Below are 22,385 nucleotides of genomic sequence, written 5' to 3'. Positions count from 1 at the left end.
ATCTCTACTTATGAATGATAAATGTAGCACTTTTAAAGTGTATGCTATATAATATCTTCTCTTGAATAACGAGGTAATCCATGGATTTAAGCAAAGTAACAATAAAACCAGATGAAATAAATGTAGTAATTGAAATAGGCGCAAATGCTGAACCCGTAAAGTATGAATTTAATAAAGAGCTCGGATTATTACAAGTTGACAGATTTTTGTCTACTTCAATGACTTATCCTTGCAATTATGGATTTGTACCAAATACATGTGCAGGTGATGGTGATCCTGTGGATGTTTTGGTGCTCACTCAATTTCCTTTAGCGTCTGGAGTTTTGATATCAGTGCGTCCAGTAGGTGCATTACTTACCAAAGACGAGAAAGGAGAGGATGAAAAAATATTAGCCGTACCTATCTCTAGTGTTGATAGCTATTATGACAATATAAACAACTATTCTGACCTACCTAAAAGCTTACTAGATAAAATAGCTCATTTCTTTTCTCATTATAAAGATTTAGAAAAGGGAAAAACGGTGACAGTTGGAGAATGGGCTGATGTAGAAGAAGCAAAAAAAATCATTGAAAAAAGTAGAAATTAGTTTGCGTTGATTTAGCCTTAAATTACAGTTATTCGGAAAAATGTTGTTGTTTTTAATGGGTAAATATTGGTATCCGTTCAGGATAGCGGCAAGGTAGTATAACCATAGAGTAAAAGTGAGTTTACAACAAATGGTGTCATCCCAGTGCTCCGACACTGGGATCCAGTTTTTCATATAATCTCATCACAAACGTTTATTTTAATTTAAGACCAATACCTAATTTAGAATCAAAATTCCTGGATTCCAGTGGGCTTTGTTGCATAGGTCAAATAAAAAGAACTGGCAGTTACTGACAAAATTCACTATAAGACAAGCATTTAACCTACTAAAGAAAAATATGCCACAAAAAATGAGAGTCAGTAACTGCCATGAATATAACAAATTTCTCCAAGAGAGGGGAAATATTTTTTATTACGTCAATGATGCCATAGAAAATTGGTACGAAAAAGGTCCAAAAATGGCTGGTGGCAACTATATTTATAGCGATAAGGTCGTGATTCTGGTTCACATAATAACTTATTTATTTAGAATAGATCTGAGACAAACAGCGGGATTTATAGCAGGGTACCTTGAGCAAGTAAGGAAAAACTTGCAAGTTATTAGCTATTCCCAGGCCTCAAGAAGGCTTAAAAAACTTAACATCAAAATTAATGATCGAAGACATGATAAAAATAATACAGAAGATATTGAGATTGCCATAGATAGTACTGATCTACAATAATATTCCAGGTCATAGCAAGGCAAATGGTACAGATAGAAAGTATCGCTGCTATGAGCAAACAAGAAAACTGCATGTAATGCTAGAGATAGGTAGCAAAAAAGTTATAGCAGCAAAATACAGTGGCGGAGTTTATTCTGACCACTATGGAGCATGTGATCTTATTGCAAGGATTGATGTTAAATATAATATAAGCACACTATATGCAGACAGGGCATATAATCGAAAGAAGTTATACAAACTGTGCGATGAGCTTGACATAAAGACAAGGATTCCTCCGCAAAATAATGCAATAGAGCATCCAAAGTTGGATTATATGGATGAGAGAAATTCTACAATCAAGCTCATAAAGTCATATGATGAAGATGGTATGAAGAGGTGGAAAAAAGAGATAAATTATGGGAAGAGATCTTATATAGAAAGTTTTTTCTCGCGACTGAAGCAAACATTTGGGTTTAGTTTTAGAAACAAATCTGAGGTTAATCGTGAGAGAGAACTGCTACTCAAGTGTTATTTGCTTAACAAATTTACTGATATAGGCATGGCTAAATTTGAGATAGCTTCATGAATTTATTCCACGTTACCTATTATCCGAAGAGTGATGCAACAAAGCCATTCCAGAATCAAGTGCTGGAGTGGAATGTTATCCAAGTAGCTGACAATGGCATGACATCACCATAAAGGAATCAGTGTCAGCTACTTGAATGACATCATTTATTCCTCTAGTCGTCTTTTCTCTTTTTCTTATTTTACTACTCTGCCGAACGGATACAATTGAATATAGTATAGTCTTCTGTTCTGACGAGAATAGTTTTATTCCATCCATCAAAAAATGCTAAATTGAGGTATGTATCACCCTTATAGGGCTTGTGAATTTCAGTTATAATAAATTCTGAGATTAGGTTATGCTCTAAAAAAAGGTGTGCTATTTGTGCCCCACCAATCACAAAGACTTGAGAACTACTTTGAATTGACAGAAATTCTTGCATGGAAGAGACAACAGTACATTTTGGACCTCTATTAAAACACTTGTTACGGGAGAAAACAATAGGTGTACGATTCTTTAGTATGCTTTGAGGCACGGTTTCAAATGTCTTTCTTCCCATCACAATAATTTGTTTGTCGGTCACTTGACAAAAATGTTTAAACTCACTTGGATAACGCCAGGGCAAATCATTATTTATTCCAATTACCCCATTAGGGTCAACAGCCATAATTCCAATAATCTTCATCCTTTTAAGACAGCTTGGGCTACAAAAAATCTCATGTGGTCGCGTACATTATGCACTCTAAGGAAATCAACCTTATTTTGCAGTACAGCAGATGTAGCAATTGTTTCTAAATCTCTATTAGAGGGAGATTCTATGGAAAAAGAGGAAATAAATGACTTTCTGGAATGGCCAACTAAAACCTTGCAGCCAAAATTTTGTAAAGTTTCTATACTGCGTAAAATCTGAATATTCTGATACATAGATTTGCCAAAACCAATACCAGGGTCAATAATTATTGAATTTTCATCAAAACCCAGGCCTAGTAGTTTGTTAATGCTCTTCTCTGCCCAATTATTTATGATATCAATTGGGTCAGTGTCATGTGGAATAATATTGTCCTTATGTGGTGGTATCGAAAGTGAATGCATAATAACGACACTACACCCACTGCTAGCAACTTCTTTTAAGGTATTACTACTCAGATCTCCCTTCTGATCATTTACCCAGGCAATATTGTAGTGCTTCAAAACGTTTAAAATAACGTCTGGCAAAAAACTATCAATGCTGACTTCAATATCACCATTTTTCATATAGTCGCTAAGATTATCAAGTACTGGTTTTAGACGTTCATACTCTTCCTCTGGCGTCTTTATTGAAGCTCCAGGCCTTGTTGATTGAGCTCCAAGATCAACTATGCTTGCACCATCTGATACCAGCTGCAATGCCTGCTTGGTTGCTCGATTCGCATCATAATAAAGACCACCATCTGAAAATGAATCAGCACCGGAACAGACAAAATCTGTTAAACCAGAAAGAAACGTCCTAATGCACATTGCAGTAATTTTTGGATATAATTTTATGAAGAAGTGCTTCTGCAGTTATAATCGAGTTCGCAATGGTGCAATAAATGCCCGTGGATCAGTATGATTTTGGAAGGGACGGTCAAACCATTGATGGAGCTTCTTAGCTACCTCGTTTAGAAGATTGTGTAATATAACCGCCCCAAGCTAAAGCACTTCTTCATTATAAGGTATATATAAGGGATTTTATATGGCAAAAGCAAAAAGTAAATTAGAAGTAGTGAATCCTAATGCAGCAGGGATTGATATTGGTTCATCTGTACATTATGCATGCGTACCAGAAGGGAGAGATAAACAACGCGTTCAAAAATTTGGGTGCTTTACAGTAGATCTTCATAACCTAGCAAAGTGGTTGAAAAAGTGTGAAGTTAGAACGATAGCCATGGAATCAACAGGAGTATATTGGATTCCTTTGTTTCAAATACTTGAATCATATGGATTCGAAGTTAAACTGGTAAATGCACGACATGTAAAAAATGTACCTGGAAGAAAATCAGACGTTCAAGATTGCCAGTGGTTACAGCAATTACATAGCTATGGGTTACTTCAAGGATCATTTAGGCCTGATAACCAAATTTGTGTACTACGTGGTTATAATAGACAACATGACAACCTGATAAAAAGTGCAGCTGTACACACTCAACGTATGCAAAAAGCATTAATTCAAATGAACATTCAATTACACAAGGTTATTAGTGATATTACAGGTGTAACTGGTATGCGAATCATTAAAGCAATAATTGCGGGTGAAAGAAACTCTAATAGATTGGCTGAATTGAGTGATAGACGAATAAAAAATGACAGATCAACCATAGCAAAAGCACTAACAGGTGACTATAGAGAAGAGCATTTGTTTACATTAAAGCAAGAATACGAAGCATATACTTTTTTTCAAGAGCAAATAAAAGAATGTGATAAAAGTATGGAAAACTATTATAAAACACTTGAAACAAGATCAAATGAAAATAAGCAATGCAGTAAAGTAAAGAGGTCTGCAGGAAACAAACCAAACTTTGCTGCACACGAAGAATTGTATCGAATAACTGGCATGGATTTCACCAAAGTTCCAGGGCTTAATACATCAAATATACAGACCATCCTCTCAGAAGTTGGTCTTAATGCTAATAAATGGCCATCAGAAAAACATTTTACTTCTTGGTTGGGATTATGTCCATTTAATAGGATTACAGGAGAAAGAGTGATTAGAAGTGGAACTCGTAAAGTAATTAACCGTGCTGCAAATGCTTTTCGACTTGCTGGTTATTCTATGTTGCACAGTAAAAGTGCATTAGGTGCGTACTGTAGAAGATTGAAAAATCGATTGGGAGCACCAAAAGCAATAACTGCTACAGCAAGAAAATTAGCATGTATTTTTTATCAAATGCTGAAATGTGGACAAGAATATGTAGAAAAAGGAATGGATTATTATGAAAAGTTATATAAGGAAAGAGTAGTAAAGAATCTGGGTAAAAAAGCCAATGAATTTGGTTATATCCTGATAAAAAAAGATGAGCTGATAGGGGAAGTTTCTTAGAAGGGGTAATATTGACGATACCCATAAGCTTTGGTGAAAGCGTAAAACTCTTTGAAAAACAGTCTTGAACATTGAAAGCAAAGGTTTTGTTAACCATTGCCATCAAGTGGAGCAAAAATGGTCTATTTACTAATTCTGGGTGAGGAATTTTAAGGTCAGGTATATCAAGCGTTAGATCATCCCATAACAAAATATCTAAATCAATAACACGAGGTGCCCATTTTTCGTAGACTTGTGGACGACCAATATCACATTCGATTTGTTTTAAGCCTTTTAGTAGCTCCTCAGGAGAAGAAGAACAACTTCCATAGACAATCATGTTGAGAAATGGCTTGTTCCAATCAGGTGGAGCACCATTTGGTAAAATAGCCTTAGTTTCTAGAATGATCGAAGACTTTAAGTCTTTTAAATAGCGCTTCTTTATTAACTCAGTAGCTCTTTGTAAATGGGAAAGGCGATTCCCTATATTTGATCCAATAGAAATATAGATCATTCTTGCAATTCATTACAGTAAGTAAAAAAAACGCCCCCATGCACACCAGGAACTGGTGGTGTGATTTTGTGAGTAGTCACCCTGACAGAAGAAATAATATGCTTCTTTCGCAGCAAAAGGTTATTAATGGCTCTGTATATCTCATGAGTTAAATGCTCGATTAATTTAAATTGCTTGCCCTGAACAAGAGATTGAATATTTTGCACTACTTCCAAATAGCAGATAGTATCTTTAAGTTGATCAGTTGTATGCCCTGAAGGAGGAGATTTAAAAGTGAAATCAACGTCAATACTCACCAATTGGGGAGAAGACTTCTCTTCTGCACTACATCCCAAATGAACCCAAAGCCGTAAATCAGATATAAGAAGATTACATGCTACCACTGAATTTAGTATCTACTTATAATTAATGACAAACATCAACATTCATCATGCCATCAAGAAAACCCCATAAGAGTTTTGCTCCTTTTTCAGCGCCTTGCATAACTTTCTCTTGTTCTTCTTCGTTTAAATCTGCAATAAGGTTTGCACATTCTTCAGAATGCCACTCATCAGCTTCCATATGAACGGTAAAAAATTTGAGAGAACGCTCATCATTTATTGAATAGTGTTTTTTCAGACCTTCAATTTTAGATTTAGAAACCTCTGGAGTTTGACGTTCATAAGCGTACAGAGCTCCAAGACCTTCTACAAAACCTGATCTTACAATATCAAAGTAACCGTCAACTAATTCTCGTGTCTCCTTAACCTGTGCATCCTCAAGAAGTTGAGATCGTGCTACTCCCAGTCCTTCAGCAAAACGCTGCCATAATTCTGGGTGATTCTCGTCGCCTTGTTCTTCCTCTATTAAATTACCAAGTAAAACTTGCCGCATTTTCAAATTTGGACACAAGGAATGTATACCGCTGATATAACGAGGAAAAGCAGCAACATGGTGATAATATTCCTTAGCGTAGGTTTGCAGAGCCTGCAGGCTTAAGCTACCTTCATTCCATGACTCGTAAAACGGGTGCTTTAATAAGTGTAAACTATCTAATTGATTATTAAGTGATTGAACAAATGTCATAAATAAATAGTAAATTGTTTTAGGCTACGTTTAGGTTTATCAAATGTCAAGAGGCATTTCTCACTACTACTTTAATTCCAATAAATATAAAGATAGATATGCTATAAGTTAATTTTTTAGTAAAATTGATTTTTTCTAAAATTTCATGTATTATTAAATCAATATAATGAAAAACGCAAAATGAAAGTAACAGAAGAAAATACAATAAAAATTAGGGAAGAGTTCGTAGAAGTTCAAAATGGAATGCGAATTCAAAAGATAGTGATGTCAAACTCGAAGAGCAGTGCAGATAGCAGAAAGAAAAAGCATATAGTTTACTTTCCAGGGCTTACATATACTTTTGAAAAAGAGCCAAATGAAGACAAAAGTGAATGGAATTGGGCAGCTGAAGCAGGTATGGATGTTCACCTTATTAATTTTCCTGCTTCTGGAAAAAGCAAAGGCCATTCTTTAAACGGTCGAAATCGAGTAAATGCAGGAATTGGAGTCATTTCAGATCTTCTAAAGCAAGGCATTCACCCAGACAATATAGTACTGTATGGAAGCTGTGCTGGAGGACCAATAGCTGCGGAGGTTTATAAAAAGTTTAAAAAAGATGACAATATTCATTTAAGATGCATTATCAATAAATCCTTTAGCTCATTCAAAAAACTTGTAGTGAAATTACTACACATATCAAAACCTAAATGGCTATTTCCTCCTATAATAAAATTCATACTCAAATGCTTTGGTTGGCACTTTAAGCCACACACAATAGTAAACGACATTACTCCATACACAATTTGTTTTAACTTAGAGAACGATGGCTTTATTAGTAAGCAGGCAAATATAGGTACTAAAATTGCTGACATAGAAAAAAGTCATAGGAAAAAAAACTACCAAAAAAAAGAAACTTTTGAAGGTTTTGAGCAATATAAAGAGTTTTTTATGGAGCATGCCAACTTAGCTAAAATAAAAAACCTTGAACCTGAAGTTGGAATAATGAAAAAATGCTGGAATAAGTTTCTATCGTTACTACCTATTAAGGCAGATGATATTCACTTTTCTTCGATTACAGAATTGTGCTCATCAAGTGAACACAAATACACTATTCCTGAGCTGATTTCACTCTTTTTAGAATTCACAGATAATTATTTTGAAAAGAAGGGCTCTCTCAATCAAGAGAAACAACCAGAGATAAAAACAGAAGCGATATGTGGAAAGAATAGTGAAAAAGAAATAGAGGAAAAGAAACAGTATTTTACCAATTTAAAGAATTATTCAATAAGTCAAAGTATATCTAAAAAGCTAACATCTCTGCAAATATTGAAATAAGTGTTTCTTTTGTGATTAAAAAAACATTGCATCTAGAGTATCTGCCATAAGTGATAATTTTGTGCTTTCATCATAGAGATTGTTTTCACTAGCTAATAATTTCTCACTAATTTGTGGATAAAGTTTAGAAACGTACTTCTCATAGCATTTATCTAGGCATTCTTGGTCTGTCCGTTTTGTTTTGTAGGAATGGCATTTCTGCTTACATTGATTATATCTAAATTCAATCCCTTTCTCTTTGTTTGATGCTTGTTGTTCCATAATACTCTTCAATTTAAATAATATTAATATTAGCATACAAATATGAACATTATGCTAATATCATTACTTTTTAGGTATACACGGCAAATTTATGCCTGGAAACAGTTTTTGGTTATTTCCTAGATTTTCTTTATAAAAACCAAAGGCGCCAGTTGGTTTTTATTAGCTAAGGTAAAGGTCAAATATCTGGAATTCTGGACATAAAATCCTCCTGTATAAATTAGAAAAAAATGCAGCGCACATATGACAGACGTGTGTATACGCTACGTTTTTTATTGAAAAGTTAATTGAAAGTCTGCAGACAAAGATAAATTTTTGAGCTCTTAAAATATCTCTAATCGCAATTATAATTAGATTGAAAATATGCGGAAGTAATTTTTATATAATGGAATTTTCAAACACTAACAACCAAGTACTTTAATAAGGCAAAAAGCTTATCTAAGAGAGTAGGCCTTGCAATTGTATCAATAGCGGTGGGATTGGTAGGACTCGAACCTACGACCAATTCGTTATGAGCGAACTGCTCTAACCGACTGAGCTACAATCCCTTTTATTAACACTTATAATACACGCAAAAGGAAATTTGTCTACTCGCTTATTTCACTATCAACCCAACTGTGTAAATCATTTATTGCGCCAATTTTGCGTGCAATTTCCTTACCATCTTGAAATATGATTAAAGTAGGTATAGATTGAACTCCATACTTACTTGGCACTTCAGTTTCTCCATCTATGTCAAACTTACAGATTTTGATCTTGTCTTTTCTATCCTTGGCTAACTGCTCGATACGTGGCATCAGACTTTTGCATGGTCCACACCATTCTGCCCAAAAATCTACCAGCACAAATCCTTTGTGGTTAGCAACTTCAGATTCGAAATTTTGATCATTTACCGCTTTAATATCATCACTCATAAAATACCTAAATTTTTATAAATATAGCGTATCAATTAACAGCTGATCAACTAAATTTTTCTGGATTCAAGTGAAGTGATTACATCTGATGATTAAAGATATCTACACTCCCCCAACCCATTGAATCTAGCTCAATACGAGTAGGAAGAAATGCAAAGCACTTTTCGGCTAATTCTTTTCTATTTTCACGTTCTAGCATTAAATCTAGCTTTTCCTTTATTCTATGAAGATATAAAACATCAGATGCAGCATAACTTTTTTGCTTGTCTGTTAAATTTTCATTTCCCCAATCAGAAGATTGTTGTTGCTTGTTTAGTTTTATATCAAGTAGTTCTAAGCACAACTCTTTTAAGCTATGACTATCTGTATAAGTGCGAACTAAACGTGAGGCTATTTTCGTGCAATAGCAAGGCAGTGCCCAGGTTTTTAAATAATAATGTATTATGCTTACATCAAATCGCGCAAAGTGAAATATTTTGGTTATATTTTTATCCTCTAATATTTTTCTCAAATTTGGAGCTGTATAATCGTTTTTGAATTGAATCAAATGAGCGTTGCCATCACCAAAAGAAAGCTGCACAAGGCATAATCTATCTCTGCTATGCAGTAGCCCCATTGCCTCTGTATCAACAGCTATAGATTTTATATCACTTGGTATTGCACTGGCTGGCAGGTCGTCTTTATATACAAATATTCTCATAAATTTAATATGTTTTATGACACATATAATAATCAAAAATGAGCTTTAAGTATACGAAAAGATCATAGAAAATTGGCTCTCATGATTTTCATGCATGTAGGGTTTACAAATTATGATACGCACCTATAATAAGAATAAGCAGAATTTAACTGCGGGAGTAGCTCAGTTGGTAGAGCGCAACCTTGCCAAGGTTGAGGTCGAGGGTTCGAACCCCTTCTCCCGCTCTTCGAGTTTTAATCACATTTAATCATAAAAAAATCAATTGATCTATCTAAGAAATTTAGCTATACTAGAAAAGTTTTTTAGAAATTTATATTTAAGGAGATTATATGAATAATAATACTAAAGGAATACCATTTGGCTTAGGTATAGCTACAACAATAGGAGCACTTACAGGTTGGGGACTCAGTTTTACAGCTTTATCACCATTGGTGATGGGTGGGATTGTTGGTTCTATAGCTCCAGCATTGATTACAGCTCTGTGTGCGGGGGAGCTACTATACAAATTTTGCAAAAAAGATAATATTGAAAAGAATGAAAAATATGCGCCTATCTATTTTGGTATTTCCGCACTTGCAAGTGCTGCAATAGGAGTTGGTCTTGCTGCAGCTGCAATGGCTATTTTCCCTGATGTAACCCTTGGAATGGGATCTGCAGCTTTAGCAGGTGCAGTAATAGAAGTAATAGCACCAGTCGCAGCTATATTTGCAACAAAGCATATTATACAACCAATAGCTCAGAAAGTGAATGAGTATATTATATCACCTATAGTTGAAAAAGTTGGAAAATGTTTTTCTTCAAAAGAGGAAGAGCAAGCTATATAATAATCAATTGACGTTAGCATTTAGTTTTCTTTATAATTTCCTTTGTGAAAGAACAAAAATGCTTATTTGTAACGATAGCTGGCTTGCCAAATGCTGGAAAGTCAACGCTAATTAACAGCATCGTAGGCAAGAAAATTGCAATTGTCACCCCTAAAGTGCAGACAACAAGGACGCAGGTAAGGGGTGTTGCTATATGCAACAATGCGCAAATTGTTTTTACTGACTCTCCAGGAGTGTTTTCAGCAGAAACAAATCTTGAAAAAGCTTTAGTCAAATCTGCATGGGGAGCAGTTAAGGATAGTGACATTACTTTGTTGCTTGTTGATGTAAACAATTACCTAAAAAATATAGAAAGAATAAAAACGATATTTGCACGACTGGAGCGCACAAAAGGCAGATGCATTTTGGTTATCAATAAAACTGATTTAGTAAAGAAATCAGAGCTCAAGATGGCACATGAGCACCTAAATTTGCTTTATAAGTTTGAAAAAATTTTTACGATATCGGCACTGAAGAATGATGGACTTTCTAATTTGATGAATTACTTATCTGAAATTGCACCGATAAGCCCTTGGTTCTATGAAGAAGATCAAGTAACCGATTCCTCAGCTGATTTTTTATCAGCAGAAATTACAAGAGAGAAGTTATTCTTGAACCTACGTGAAGAATTGCCATACTCTACAGCTGTTATAACTGAACAATTTGAGGAAAAAAAAGATAAGAGTTTAGTCATAAAACAGATCATATTTGTATTGAAAGATAATCATAAGAAAATAGTGCTAGGAAAAGACGGCAGTAGCATAAAAAAAATTAATATCGAGGCGCGTACAGAATTGGAAAAGTTATTTGAGTGTAAAGTTCATCTCTTTTTGTTCGTAAAAGTGCGACCTTGGACTGATCGCCCTGAGGAATATATAAGTAATGCTTAATTCTTTGTTGGTATTTGATATTGAAACTATACCAGATGTAAATTCCTGCAAGAATTTACTAAATATTAGTGATGATAGCAGTGTAGAAGAAAAGAGGAACGCATTAACAAAATATCATCTTGAAATAACAAACGGGCAAAACTCTTTTCTGCGTCAGCCCTTCCACCTTGTTGTAGTTATTAGTTTTTTACTTTGTAATATAACACGCCAGAGCGGTTATGAAATGTTCACACTACAAGAAATAAGATCTGGAGGCACAGTAAACTCCAATGAAAAAGAGCTAGTAAAGGGATTTTTTAACTACATATCAGAGAAAAAGCCAAGACTAGTTTCGTTCAATGGGCGCACTTTTGATATACCGGTACTGAAGTACCGTGCTATGGTTCATGGCACTCAAGCAGAATATTTTCACAAAGCTGGCGATAAGTGGAATAGTTACAATCAGAGGTACAGTAGTGATTGGCATTGTGATTTGCTTGAATCTCTCTCTGATTTTGGAGCTTCTGCAAGAATGAAGATGAACGAAGTTTGCGCAGCACTTAATCTTCCCGGTAAGATTGGAGTTGATGGTTCACAAGTTATGGATTTATACGATAGTGGAAAAATACAAGAGATTCGCGATTATTGCGAAACAGATGTGATTAACACCTATTTGATTTACTTGAAGTTCATGCATCATCAAGGAAGAATTACTACAGAAAGCTATAATAAGAGCATAGAAGAACTGCTTTTGGAATGCGAAAAAAAAGAACACCTAAAGAAATTTAAAGAAGAATGGAAAATAACTTCTGGTGAAAATTTTTATATTGAATTTAAATGAGTAGATGTTACAGAGCAATCTAATGATTGCTCTGTATAGTAGTTATAAACTCCTTGTAGTAGAAAAGACATTTTGATGTGCCCTTTGCTTAACTTCTGCTTGTTCAAGCTTAGAAAAATTTTCTAAGTTTTTATCTTGGTATTCCTTTTTTACTTTCTCGAAAAAATTTTGTCCACCAAGAATATAATTACCTAAATTAGCAGCATAATATTGAGCATTACCTAAAACTGCACAGTTAATTCGACTTAATATTCTCGAAGGGTAATAAAAGAGAGAAACGTTATTGTTCGATCGGAAATCCTCTTCATCCATTATTTTAATGGCTTCATGATAACCATCTATTTGATGAACAAAATATCCTTCAGGTACTGATATTCTCAATTGTGCACCTACATGAGCATAACCACAAATACCAGGTGATACCGCTGGTACTGGGTCTTGTCTATGTTGAGTTACTCTAATGGTTTTTTCTTGAAGAACATCATTATAAAATTCACTAGCAGTAAGATCAAAAACTCGTGGATCACCAAAAGTTGCAACATGAACATCTTCAGCTCCTTCTGTTTTATTGAGGCATAAAGCAGCTATCTTAGCAATAGCTCCTCCCATACTGTGACCTGTGAGATTAATTTTAAAATCCTTGATTTCTGATCCCTGTTTTTCAGCATGAGATTTTGAAATGCCATACAGATTAGGCCATGAATCCATAAATGAATTATAGAAACCACAATGAATTCTTCCACCTTCAGGTAAAAATTCCGAAGTAGCAAAAAGTACATTTATATCAGTAATTCCATCATTAAAACTCTGGCTCAGACGAGTACCATGGTAGGCTATTGTTATTTCTTTACCTTTTATAAAAACGTGACCAGCATCTTTTTCAAAGCTATTACCAAATGGAATAATTTCATAACCTTCGCTGATGAGTTCAGCTCTAGTTTTATACATTTTTTCAGTAGATGGAACAATTTCAAAATCTTCTACAATTTCAAATTCAGTTTTGTATACTCTTTGAGCTAGGTTGTTACATCTTTTTTTACTTAATTTACCATCATCATCGCCATAGCTTATCTTGCAGAAATTACCCATTTCTAATAATTTCTCTCTATCAAATCCTGCAATTTTTACAATACTTTCATCTATTTTATAGTCAGAAGGTAAAGAACATGGCTCATTTAGATCAGCACGATTTATAAATTCATAATCTTCAATGATCTCAAATTCATCGTCATATTCTTTCATCTCGTATTTGCCATCATCTACTGAAATAGAGTCTGGCTGTTCAGTATTACCTGGCTCTGAGCCTGTAGCAGCACCTGTAGTGCTAAACCAATTGCGTAAAAAACTAAAATCCATAAGTACCCCAATCTGTCAAAAATAAAACAATAATCTACCAACTATAATACAAATTAATATTATTGTCAACAATTTATATTAATAATTTAATCTTTTTATGCTTTTACTTTGAGTAAATTTTACTTCCATAGAATAAGTATAGAGTTATAATACACTAACAAGCAAACCTCTGTACTAAATTTTGGTTAATATAAACGTTGAGCGTATTAAGAAAGTTGCTTTTAAAGTATTGCATTTTACTTTTATTTTCGCTATAAGGTTGCTTTAAGTTGGATTTTCAACACCTTTATACTATTTATGTTATGATTTTAAAATTTTTTGGGGGCACTTCATGAAAAAATCTATTTATACTAGAACTGCTCTAGCTTCTCTATTGACTTTATGTTCTTTCAGTGGCTTTGCTGCTGACTTTTCTGACGAGAGTATGAAGGAAGTAAAAAAGCAAGAGAGTAACGAGTCAATCAAAACTTCTGGAAAGATGGAAGTGATGAAGACGTCAAATAAGAAACTAAAAGAAAAAATGGACAGGATATGTAATGCTGATCCAAGAAAAAAAGCCGAGGAGCTTAAGAAAAAAGAAGAACTAAGATTAGCAGCTGAGCAGAAGAAAAAAGAGGAGTTAAAATTAGCAGCTGAACAAAAGAAGAAAAAAGAAGAGTTAAAATTAGTAGCAAAACAAAAGAAAAAAGATGAAATTAGGCTAGCAAAAGAGAAAAAAGCAAAGTTTATAGAGGATTCAAAGGCGAAAGCTCTAAGCACTAAAAATTCTAATGTAGAAAAGTCAAAAATTAAGGGTTCTAAAACTAAGAATGCTAAAATTGAAGCTAAAGATATAAAAAAGGATGTAAAAGTTGTTAACAGCAATACAGAGGAAAAAGGTAAGGCAAGTCCTGTTGTTTCAGTTGGTGGGGTTGATATTATCAATACCAATCAAGGGGATGGTTTAAGAATAACTTTCGGTGGCGTTGTTGATTCTCAAGGTTATGGTAACCATGGGCTAAGTGGCTATAACCATTATAATATTATGCCAGGTAAATCTACAGATTATTTTAACAATACTCCAGATAGTATAAAAGGAGCAAATCCAATATTTCCTAAAGGGATAGGGAATATTGGTGATTACAGTGAAAACATGGGCATGATTTCAGATGCAATATTGCACTTAAGAGCTGAAAATAAAAATGAGGATATTGGTCTTCGTTATGGTGCCGATGTACAATTCCATGTTCCAGTTACTGAAGGTAAAGGAGCTTCACAAGGCGTAAATGCTGCAAGAGGTAGAAGTGCGCATGTATTCTTAAATTCACAATATGGTGATCTGAAACTTGGCTATCAGTTTGGTCCTGAGTCTCTGATGAGACTTGATGCAACAAGAATTGCAACTGTTGATGGAGCTGCAGATAGTGACTGGTTCAGAAAAGTAAACTTAGAAGGAAGTGCTGCAAACTTTCCATTTTACGTAACACCACGTCTTTACACTGAAAGCTTCTCGAGCGAGAGCGAAAAACTCTCCTTCCGTATGGCAGGAAAATACAACAAAGAGGTTATGACCACATTGCCATTTAGAGCTGCTTACTACTCGCCGAATTATATGGGTGCAAGATTTGGTCTTAGCTACTCACCTCGCTACGATAGTGGTTTATCCGTTGTAAAAGAAATAGCTCCAGATTTCCTCAAAGATTCAAATAATAAGGTAACAGGGGTAAAGAATGAGGAAACGTTAAGACATGTTGGACCAGATTACCAGCATATAATAAGTGCTGGTGCATCATATGAATATGACTTTAGTAAACATAATGTAAAAGTTAAAACTTCCGTAGTTGGTGAATATGGGGTTTCAAAGCAACCGAGTAAAGATAAGCATCTTTATAAGGAATTTGTAGAGTACAATGACCTGATGGGTGTTAATTTGGGTGTAAGCGCTGATTATAAGATTGATGAAGGTCAAAATATAAAATTCGCTGCTTCTTTTGCATATTTAGGCAAATCTGGTCAACCGAAGAGTATCAAGGAACTCGACCCTGCTTCAAAAGAATATAAAGAGACTACTGATATTGCTAGAAAAAATGGCTTAAAGCAATTTAATGACAAGGACACCATGTATTGGACTGCAGGTGCTGGTTATCAATATGAGAATGTTTATACAAGCTTGACATACTTTGGCAGTACAATGAATGATAAAGATATGCTTCATGATGTTGCACTTGGTGTTCAGTATGATCTATCTTCTTGCAATAAGAGCAAGTTTGTTCCTTATGCAGCCTTACATTATTTTATGACTGATGAAAAAGGTGCGCTGAAAGACCAAAAAGGTACTGATGTACCTTCTAACCAAGGAATTCTTCTACTAACTGGTGTGAAGTTTTCTTTCTAATTTGTTCTAGTAATACACACCACAACTTGAATGTGGTGTGTGTCTTGTCTGTTAGTGTTTATTTGTCGATCAAATAAACATAAGCCAGTGCGTAACAAACTCTACGGGTATTTATTCTATTCACACAATAAGTAATGTCATCCCAGTCACAGCTGTACGAAAATTGTGGCAATTTGCATAGTAAATGGTGTCATCCCAGTGCTTGACACTAGGATCCATTTTTCCATCATCATCAGAAACGTTGTATTTTAACATTACTTTTATACTCGTAAATTTAACTGGATGCCAATGTATGGGAGCTGGCATGACACCCTATGGCTACTCAGATAATGGATAAATTATCATAATCCCTTACCTATCGAACGTTTTCAAATTCAATCAATTAAGCAGTATGCAAACCAAACTAAAAAACCATTTAACTGGAGAATTACTTACCATCGCTACTTGCTGGAAATTAACACTTGTAAGTGGGGAGGTAATGGGATTCACTGACTATGATGAAGATTTAAATCTCAATAATATACTCTATAAATCTTCAAGCGGTTTTATAGCCAGCAGTATAATATTAAATAGCGATTTGAGAACTGATAATATAGAAATTGAAGGAATATTAAATAGTGCTGATATTAAAGAAAAAGATGTTTTATCAGGAAGGCATGACTTTGCAAATATTGAAATATTTCTTGTGAATTATAAAGATTTGAGTCAGGGAATTATGAATTTGCATGCAGGAACTTTTGGTAAAGTAACATTAAATAGTGGGAGGTTTATCGCTGAAATTAGAGGTCTTGCGACAAAGCTTGAGAGAAGCATAACAGAGCTATATTCTCCTGTATGCAGGGCACAATTTTGCGATGATAGATGTAAAGCTGATGCTAAAAAGTTTAGTAGAATGAGCACAATTACTAAAGTGATAGATGAAAGAAGATTTGAAGACACTAATTTAATCGAAAGCGATGGATATTATAAGCACGGAGTGGTAAAATTTTTTAGTTCAGCAACATTTGAAGTTGTAGTTAAAGAATACAAAAATAAAGTAGTTACATTATTTGCTTCTCCTCCATATCAAATTTCTACCGGAGATAAATATTCGATACTTGCAGGTTGTGATAAAGCGTTTTTAACGTGCAAAAACAAGTTTAACAATACTGTGAATTTCCGTGGCGAACCATATATACCAGTTGTTTAGCAGCATAATTTTTAATATTATGAATAAGTATGGAAAGGTGGCTGAGCGGTCTAAAGCACACGCTTGGAAAGCGTGCACATATGAAAATATGTCGGGGGTTCGAATCCCCCCTTTTCCGCACATTATTTCTAGTATAACATAGGATTTTCCGTTTTGTTCTTGAACGTAATAACCATATAGCATTAGCACTTCAGCTCCGCAATTTTTCAGAGTCATCTACGTCAATAAAAGAATAGAGTTGATGTTCATCAAGTTGCAGAGCCTTCTTGATTTTTGATGACGAAGAGTAGTTGTTATCATAGAAATACATCCAGTAGCCAGCATACCTTCCCTATTCCTAATAATCTCTTGCAATACTATACTTAGTCTGTGTCATTTCTCACGAGCATCAGCAAACTGGTATGTACTAGCTCGAGAATTAACTGTCAAACTTTTATTTTAGTATTTTTCCTCCATTTCTAAAAACCACCTCTCTATATTTCTATGCATAAACAGAATTAAATTTCCTTCATATATCGTAGTTACACTAGAATATTCTATACCTGACTTAGAAATACAATCGTGGGCGATTAAAATCAGCTCATATTGTTCTTTGCAATCTCCATCAAGTACAATGAAAATTCCAATTATAGGACCAAACGTTTCGTGATTTAACAATACAGGAATTCCACTCTTTTTATAATCTTCTAGCAAAAAAACGTTTTTACTCTCTTTAAGAACTATGTTTTTTGCTTTATCCAGTTTTCTAAAGAGCATTCTTCTTTTCCTACCTAATCCGAAATACTCTTTTTCTGTATCCTCAAACAACTTCATAACTCCATAGAACAACAACTTTGTAATATAGTTTTTTACAAAAGCTAAAACAAGTAATATATATTATACACCCCTTCTTCCTCTTCACCTTAACAATTCTTTATTGAAAATTTCAGAAAAATGTTTTATAATTATTAGTAGATTTCGGTAAAACTTATGGCAAACGCTAATTTAGCTTTCAGTAAAGAAACTTTACAGCATTTTGCTAAGCTAGTTGAGCTCACTAAGCAGCCCACTCAAGAATTAGCAGACAGGCTATTTAAAGAAGCAATAGATCGTGAAATGGAAGATTTTTTACTATCTGTAGTTGCTGATCAATATGATATTGAAAATGAAAAAAAAACTAAAAGTGAGGACGTGGATTGGAATACACTATTATCTTCCTAGACAGTGTTCTTGAAGAAGATCTTCCAAATCTTCCAAAAAAAGTACGGTCAAGAGCTATAGATGCAATAAAAGAGCGACTTACAGTTAATCCAATTGATTTTGGTGAATCGTTTTGTTACAAACTCAAAGGGTTCAGAAGACTAAGGGTTGGCGACTATCGTATCATGTATTATACAGACACCAAAAAACATGAAGTAACTATCGTTACAATAGGACATAGAGACACTATTTACGAGAAGGCTCTTAAAGTACTAAATAACTATGTTTTTCAATAAACTCTGTTTCGTTAAGTAAGGAAATTATAAATATATTATTATACAGCCCTCCTTCCTGATCCATTCTTCACCTTAGGTGGCTTTGCTCAGCTCAAAAATAACTCATTTTTTTGGCTACCCCCTATAATTTTACTACTCTACAGACTATAAAATCGATGCTAATAACGGATTAGAGATAAACGTTGCAAAGAATCGCAGTGGCTCAACCGGAAAGGTTACAGTAAGTTAATACTGGAAGGATATTAGTATGAAGCCTCAGACTCGTAAATGTCTTTTCTGTGTTTTATTGAAACAATGGTTACTTCATACTTTGCAGCATTTACATGATACGATAATCACCAGTTCTCAATCTTCTGTATCCTTTGAGTTTGTAACAAAACGATTCACCAAAATCAATTGGATTAACTGTAAGTCGCTCTTTTACTATCTCTTCAACTCTTAACTTTATTGTTTTTGGAAAAGCTCTTCTTACCAACATTTTTCAGGAATTTAATCTTATACCGCTTTAGTCCCACCTATAGTGGTAAGATTATCTACTTATTCTTGTATGGGAATTTACCAATTATTAAGACATTAAGTGTAGTAAAAATATATTCTAATAGTATGGAAAAATAAAATGACACGTAAACAAAATGTAAAAGATAAAGTTATATTTTTAGATAGTTTGCGTAACAAAACAATAGGTGAGCTTTCGATTTTTTGGACAAAAACCCAAATGTCGAAATCTTTGATTGGATAAGTAACAATACTAGTCATAGCCTAAAGCATAGAAGAGGTTACAATATTAGTAATAACATGAAACTTAGGTGCATAGGTGTAGGAATTGGTTTAGTTGCTGGTCTAGTTGCAGCATGTTGTTTAGTGCAAGAAACTTTAGCTCTTATTGGCGGTTCTGGTGTAGTGTTGATTGCATTTGCTATAGTTGGTGCGTTACTTGGAGCTGGAGCGGGCTATGTTGTAGGTAAATGCCTTGATAAAATTAAGGTTACAAATATGCAAAGAGAAATAAATTATTAAAGGTTCGTGTTGTATTCTGAATTTCTTTCAATACTTAAAGATTTACAATCAGAGCAAACTACCTGGCCACGTGGAACTGATTTCAGCTCATCAGTTGAAACTTTACTTGAGCAGAATATGCATTTTATTTTATCACTTGGGGCGAGTGAATGATCAACAGCAATTCTATCATCAAAAACAAAACACTCGCCCTCCCAACTACCACTTTTGTTGTGAGTTTTTTCAAGGTAGGAAAGAATACCGCCTTTAAGGTGATAAACATCGTTAAATCCAAGGCTTTTCATATATGCTGTAGATTTCTCACATCTGATTCCACCAGTGCAGTACATAGCCACTTTCAGGTCTTTACTCTCAGAAAATGACTCTGCCCACTGAGGAAAATCTCGAAAACGCTGAGTATGTGGATTGATTGCATTTTTAAACTTGCCTAGTTTTACTTCGTAATCATTTCGTGTGTCTATCACTAAAACATCAGGTTGAGAGATAAAATCATCCCAATAATCTGGATCAATGTACTGACCTCTAACGGAAGTATCGAGATTACTTACACCAAGATTCACAATTTCTCTTTTTAATCTCACTTTCATCTTACTAAATGGTTGATATTCTGCTGCACTCTCTTTCCATGTAAGGTCCCTTAGTCTATAATCAGAACATAGAAAATCTAATATTTTATCAATCGCGTTTCTTTCACCAGATACGGTTGCATTAATACCCTCTTCTGCAAGGAGTATAGTACCCTTTAATTCGACATTGTCGCATGCAACTTTTATTTCATCTTTCATGTCATAATAATTAGAGAGTTTTACAAAATGATAGAAAGTTGCAATGACAAAACTCATAATTAATTAGTTTATCGATTTAAAACATAATATATAAAATTATGAAGATATTCAATAGGACGGCTGTTAATTACTGGATATCTTTAGTTTTTGCATATAACATTTTAATATCAAATATAGATTCAAGTTAATGTTTCTGAGAGTATTTAAAAATATATTCTTGTTTTTAGTAAGTGTATTATTTGTCTGCCCTATACTATCGTTAATATCGATTCTATTTACAGAATCAGCAAACTCTGGATGGGTAATTAGTAGACTTTTTACTGAATATATACTCAATACGTTAATTTTGATGGTAGGAGTAGGGTTAATATCCTTTATATTTGGAGTAATTCCAGCTTGGCTTACTACATTTTTTTCGTTTCCCGGAAGTAGAATTTTTGAGATTGCCTTATTCTTTCCGATATCAATTCCTGGATATATAGTATCGTTTGTTTATGTAAATACGCTAGAGTTTTCAGGTCCGATTCAGAGCTTGTTAAGAGATACTTTTCAATTGGGCAAAGGTGACTATTGGTTTCCCGAGATCAAATCCCTAGGTGGTGGAATATTAGTAATGGGATTTAGTCTATATCCATACGTTTATATGTTGGTCCGCTCAAGTCTAAAGAGCGTTAGTAACTCAGTCACTATTGCATCAACACTTGGGTTCTCCTCATTACAGAGTCTGTTTTCTGTCATCATACCCTCCATACGTCCATCAATTATAGCTGGGTTATCCTTGGTACTAATGGAAGTAATTACAGATTTCGGCACACCACAGTTTCTTGCTATCGATACTTTCACGACAGGAATATACCGTACTTGGTTTTTATTGCATGACAAATATTCAACTACTGTTTTGGCAGTTGCAGAACTGATTTTCGTTGCAACACTAATAGTTATCGAGAAAAAACTACAAAAAAGAGAAATATCTTACTCTTCAATCAATACTAATGCAGATTATCACAATAAACGTAGTATAAACGGTTCTATATCGTTGATCTTTTCTTATCTTATGTGTTTATTGCCGATATTAATAGGCTTTATTTTACCAATGATTCCACTTATATATTGGAGCATAGAGAAAGGCTTTTTCATATACGAAGCAAGATTTTACAATATAATAACAAACAGTATTAGTTTATCATTTATTACCGCGCTAATCTCGATCAGCATTGCAATAATTATTGGATATACAGCACGTAAAAATAAGGTAATAAGCAATATAGCACGTCTCATTTCTCTTGGATATGCAATTCCAAATGCAATTATTGCGATTAGCATAATAATATTTTTAAGCAGAATATCTTCTTTCATTACTCAATATATTGTAGAAATTAGCTTGGTAGGAACTATTGGCGCATTAGTTTACTCATATTTATTTCGTTTTTTTGCTATATCTTTCAAGGCGATAGAGTCGGGACTCAAAAAAACACCAAATGAAATTGAATGGACTGCATATACTATGGGTCATGGGCCTATTTCCACGTGCCTGAATATTCATATTCCCCTTATCAAGAAAAGCATACTATCGGGATTTCTGCTCGTGTTTATGGATATGGTAAAAGAACTCACGGCAACACTAATTATCAGACCATTTAATTTTGAAACTATATCAACTAGAGTATATGAACTTGTCAGCGATGAGCGTTACAGAGAAGCTGCCCCATTTTCGTTAATGATAGTTATTATAGGTTTAACCTCTACAATAATCTTATTCACACTTGATGATAAGAATCAAAAATAAACTATTTTGCATCTGTTCAGCAGAGTAACAAAATAAGATAGACGAAAAAAGACAACTATAGAAGCAAATGGTCAGTGCTTTCGTGTTTATCAACTTAGTTGGATCTCAGTATCAGCTACTCGGATGACATTATGGAAGCTCAAATGACAAAACAAGAAGCACTGGTTTCAGAT

The 22,385-nt window shown here is 34.2% G+C and carries 23 protein-coding genes, 3 tRNA genes and 3 pseudogenes; 15 read left to right on the top strand and 14 right to left on the bottom strand.

What is annotated here, in order from left to right; genetic code table 11:
* Nucleotides 1-80: 80 nt before the first annotated feature.
* Both ppa and OM967_RS08245 read left to right on the top strand, forming a co-directional pair.
* Entirely contained in the window at nt 81-587 is a 507-nt protein-coding gene (gene ppa / locus OM967_RS05000) for an inorganic diphosphatase (RefSeq protein ID WP_264337726.1), read from the top strand.
* Between the two features lie 337 nt (nt 588-924).
* A pseudogene (locus tag OM967_RS08245) lies at nt 925-1,873 on the top strand (IS5 family transposase).
* Between the two features lie 184 nt (nt 1,874-2,057).
* On the opposite strand, the gene OM967_RS04985 reads toward OM967_RS08245, so the two are convergent.
* Both OM967_RS04985 and folP read right to left on the bottom strand, forming a co-directional pair.
* Nucleotides 2,058-2,537 (bottom strand): dihydrofolate reductase, encoded by a 480-nt coding sequence (locus OM967_RS04985; protein ID WP_064085991.1) that lies wholly within the window; start codon nt 2,535-2,537, stop codon nt 2,058-2,060.
* Nucleotides 2,534-3,349, bottom strand: coding sequence for a dihydropteroate synthase (gene folP, locus OM967_RS04980; RefSeq protein ID WP_264337724.1), 816 nt, complete (start codon nt 3,347-3,349; stop codon nt 2,534-2,536). The genes OM967_RS04985 and folP overlap by 4 nt, the downstream gene beginning before the upstream one ends.
* Nucleotides 3,350-3,566: 217 nt before the next feature.
* Between folP and OM967_RS04975 the strand changes: the two genes are divergently transcribed.
* Nucleotides 3,567-4,910 carry an IS110 family RNA-guided transposase gene (locus OM967_RS04975; protein ID WP_262986668.1) on the top strand — a complete coding sequence of 448 codons (1,344 nt, stop codon included), beginning with the start codon at nt 3,567-3,569 and terminating at the stop codon, nt 4,908-4,910.
* Between the two features lie 103 nt (nt 4,911-5,013).
* Here OM967_RS04975 and folK read toward each other — a convergent pair.
* The 3 genes and pseudogenes from folK to OM967_RS04960 form a co-directional block, all read right to left on the bottom strand.
* Nucleotides 5,014-5,403: pseudogene (folK, locus tag OM967_RS04970) on the bottom strand (2-amino-4-hydroxy-6-hydroxymethyldihydropteridine diphosphokinase); the annotation flags it as partial.
* Entirely contained in the window at nt 5,400-5,786 is a 387-nt protein-coding gene (locus OM967_RS04965) for a dihydroneopterin aldolase (protein WP_264337723.1), read from the bottom strand. The gene OM967_RS04965 and the pseudogene folK, both read right to left, overlap by 4 nt.
* Nucleotides 5,787-5,808: 22 nt before the next feature.
* Nucleotides 5,809-6,468 carry a CADD family putative folate metabolism protein gene (locus tag OM967_RS04960; protein ID WP_250120027.1) on the bottom strand — a complete coding sequence of 220 codons (660 nt, stop codon included), beginning with the start codon at nt 6,466-6,468 and terminating at the stop codon, nt 5,809-5,811.
* Nucleotides 6,469-6,648: 180 nt separating this feature from the next.
* Between OM967_RS04960 and OM967_RS04955 the strand changes: the two genes are divergently transcribed.
* Entirely contained in the window at nt 6,649-7,782 is a 1,134-nt protein-coding gene (locus tag OM967_RS04955; protein WP_264337722.1) for an alpha/beta hydrolase, read from the top strand.
* Nucleotides 7,783-7,797: 15 nt separating this feature from the next.
* Here OM967_RS04955 and OM967_RS04950 read toward each other — a convergent pair whose 3' ends face one another.
* The 4 genes from OM967_RS04950 to OM967_RS04935 form a co-directional block, all read right to left on the bottom strand.
* Nucleotides 7,798-8,043 (bottom strand): hypothetical protein, encoded by a 246-nt coding sequence (locus OM967_RS04950; RefSeq protein ID WP_246433250.1) that lies wholly within the window; start codon nt 8,041-8,043, stop codon nt 7,798-7,800.
* A gap of 474 nt (nt 8,044-8,517) precedes the next feature.
* Nucleotides 8,518-8,591, bottom strand: a tRNA-Ile gene (locus tag OM967_RS04945).
* 39 nt (nt 8,592-8,630) lie between these two features.
* Nucleotides 8,631-8,957: a thioredoxin gene (trxA, locus tag OM967_RS04940; protein ID WP_064085368.1), complete on the bottom strand. Its 327-nt coding sequence runs from the start codon at nt 8,955-8,957 to the stop codon at nt 8,631-8,633.
* 79 nt (nt 8,958-9,036) lie between these two features.
* Nucleotides 9,037-9,657, bottom strand: coding sequence for a ribonuclease D (locus OM967_RS04935; RefSeq protein ID WP_250120026.1), 621 nt, complete (start codon nt 9,655-9,657; stop codon nt 9,037-9,039).
* A gap of 151 nt (nt 9,658-9,808) precedes the next feature.
* On the opposite strand from OM967_RS04935, the gene OM967_RS04930 reads away from it, so the two are divergent.
* The 4 genes from OM967_RS04930 to OM967_RS04915 all read left to right on the top strand — a co-directional run bounded on the left by OM967_RS04930 (nt 9,809) and on the right by OM967_RS04915 (nt 12,230).
* A tRNA-Gly gene (locus OM967_RS04930) sits at nt 9,809-9,881 on the top strand.
* 105 nt (nt 9,882-9,986) lie between these two features.
* Complete coding sequence (locus OM967_RS04925) at nt 9,987-10,481, top strand: hypothetical protein (protein WP_211908658.1); 495 nt, start codon at nt 9,987-9,989, stop codon at nt 10,479-10,481.
* 44 nt (nt 10,482-10,525) lie between these two features.
* On the top strand, nt 10,526-11,410 hold the full coding sequence (gene era / locus OM967_RS04920) for a GTPase Era (RefSeq protein WP_211908660.1): 885 nt from the start codon (nt 10,526-10,528) through the stop codon (nt 11,408-11,410).
* Nucleotides 11,403-12,230, top strand: a complete 828-nt coding sequence (locus OM967_RS04915) for a 3'-5' exonuclease (RefSeq protein ID WP_211908662.1) — start codon at nt 11,403-11,405, stop codon at nt 12,228-12,230. Before era ends, OM967_RS04915 begins: the two co-directional genes overlap by 8 nt.
* A 42-nt stretch (nt 12,231-12,272) precedes the next feature.
* Here OM967_RS04915 and OM967_RS04910 read toward each other — a convergent pair whose 3' ends face one another.
* On the bottom strand, nt 12,273-13,586 hold the full coding sequence (locus OM967_RS04910; protein ID WP_264337721.1) for a lipase family protein: 1,314 nt from the start codon (nt 13,584-13,586) through the stop codon (nt 12,273-12,275).
* Between the two features lie 331 nt (nt 13,587-13,917).
* On the opposite strand from OM967_RS04910, the gene OM967_RS04905 reads away from it, so the two are divergent.
* Complete coding sequence (locus OM967_RS04905) at nt 13,918-15,960, top strand: WD0745 family porin (protein WP_211908666.1); 2,043 nt, start codon at nt 13,918-13,920, stop codon at nt 15,958-15,960.
* A gap of 120 nt (nt 15,961-16,080) precedes the next feature.
* Here OM967_RS04905 and OM967_RS04900 read toward each other — a convergent pair whose 3' ends face one another.
* Entirely contained in the window at nt 16,081-16,266 is a 186-nt protein-coding gene (locus OM967_RS04900; RefSeq protein ID WP_211908668.1) for a hypothetical protein, read from the bottom strand.
* An 85-nt stretch (nt 16,267-16,351) separates the two neighbouring features.
* Between OM967_RS04900 and OM967_RS04895 the strand changes: the two genes are divergently transcribed.
* Together OM967_RS04895 and OM967_RS04890 are read left to right on the top strand one after the other, a co-directional pair.
* Complete coding sequence (locus tag OM967_RS04895) at nt 16,352-17,149, top strand: DUF2163 domain-containing protein (protein WP_211908670.1); 798 nt, start codon at nt 16,352-16,354, stop codon at nt 17,147-17,149.
* 31 nt (nt 17,150-17,180) lie between these two features.
* Nucleotides 17,181-17,267, top strand: a tRNA-Ser gene (locus OM967_RS04890).
* Between the two features lie 320 nt (nt 17,268-17,587).
* Here the strand turns inward: OM967_RS04890 and OM967_RS04885 are convergent.
* The gene (locus tag OM967_RS04885; RefSeq protein WP_211907484.1) at nt 17,588-17,962 is read right to left on the bottom strand and encodes a hypothetical protein; all 375 of its coding nucleotides are present in this window, start codon (nt 17,960-17,962) and stop codon (nt 17,588-17,590) included.
* A gap of 156 nt (nt 17,963-18,118) precedes the next feature.
* On the opposite strand from OM967_RS04885, the gene OM967_RS04880 reads away from it, so the two are divergent.
* Nucleotides 18,119-18,349, top strand: a complete 231-nt coding sequence (locus OM967_RS04880) for a hypothetical protein (protein WP_250120097.1) — start codon at nt 18,119-18,121, stop codon at nt 18,347-18,349.
* Nucleotides 18,325-18,624, top strand: a complete 300-nt coding sequence (locus OM967_RS04875; RefSeq protein ID WP_250120098.1) for a type II toxin-antitoxin system RelE family toxin — start codon at nt 18,325-18,327, stop codon at nt 18,622-18,624. The genes OM967_RS04880 and OM967_RS04875 overlap by 25 nt, the downstream gene beginning before the upstream one ends.
* Before the next feature lie 319 nt (nt 18,625-18,943).
* Here the strand turns inward: OM967_RS04875 and OM967_RS04870 are convergent, their stop codons facing one another.
* Nucleotides 18,944-19,102, bottom strand: a complete 159-nt coding sequence (locus tag OM967_RS04870) for a type II toxin-antitoxin system RelE family toxin (RefSeq protein ID WP_019236727.1) — start codon at nt 19,100-19,102, stop codon at nt 18,944-18,946.
* Nucleotides 19,103-19,240: 138 nt separating this feature from the next.
* Between OM967_RS04870 and OM967_RS04865 the strand changes: the two are divergent.
* A pseudogene (locus OM967_RS04865) lies at nt 19,241-19,641 on the top strand (hypothetical protein).
* Here OM967_RS04865 and trhO read toward each other — a convergent pair.
* Entirely contained in the window at nt 19,638-20,483 is an 846-nt protein-coding gene (trhO, locus tag OM967_RS04860) for an oxygen-dependent tRNA uridine(34) hydroxylase TrhO (RefSeq protein ID WP_211907487.1), read from the bottom strand. The pseudogene OM967_RS04865 and the gene trhO sit on opposite strands and share 4 nt — an antisense overlap.
* A gap of 130 nt (nt 20,484-20,613) precedes the next feature.
* Between trhO and OM967_RS04855 the strand changes: the two genes are divergently transcribed.
* Entirely contained in the window at nt 20,614-22,212 is a 1,599-nt protein-coding gene (locus tag OM967_RS04855) for an ABC transporter permease (protein WP_264337720.1), read from the top strand.
* Nucleotides 22,213-22,385: the final 173 nt, after the last annotated feature.

Source organism: Wolbachia endosymbiont (group B) of Dolichovespula media, assembly GCF_947179505.1.
Classification (GTDB): Bacteria; Pseudomonadota; Alphaproteobacteria; order Rickettsiales; family Anaplasmataceae; genus Wolbachia.
Note: the sequence above shows the minus strand (reverse complement) of the source record. Positions and strands in the feature narration are given on the sequence as shown.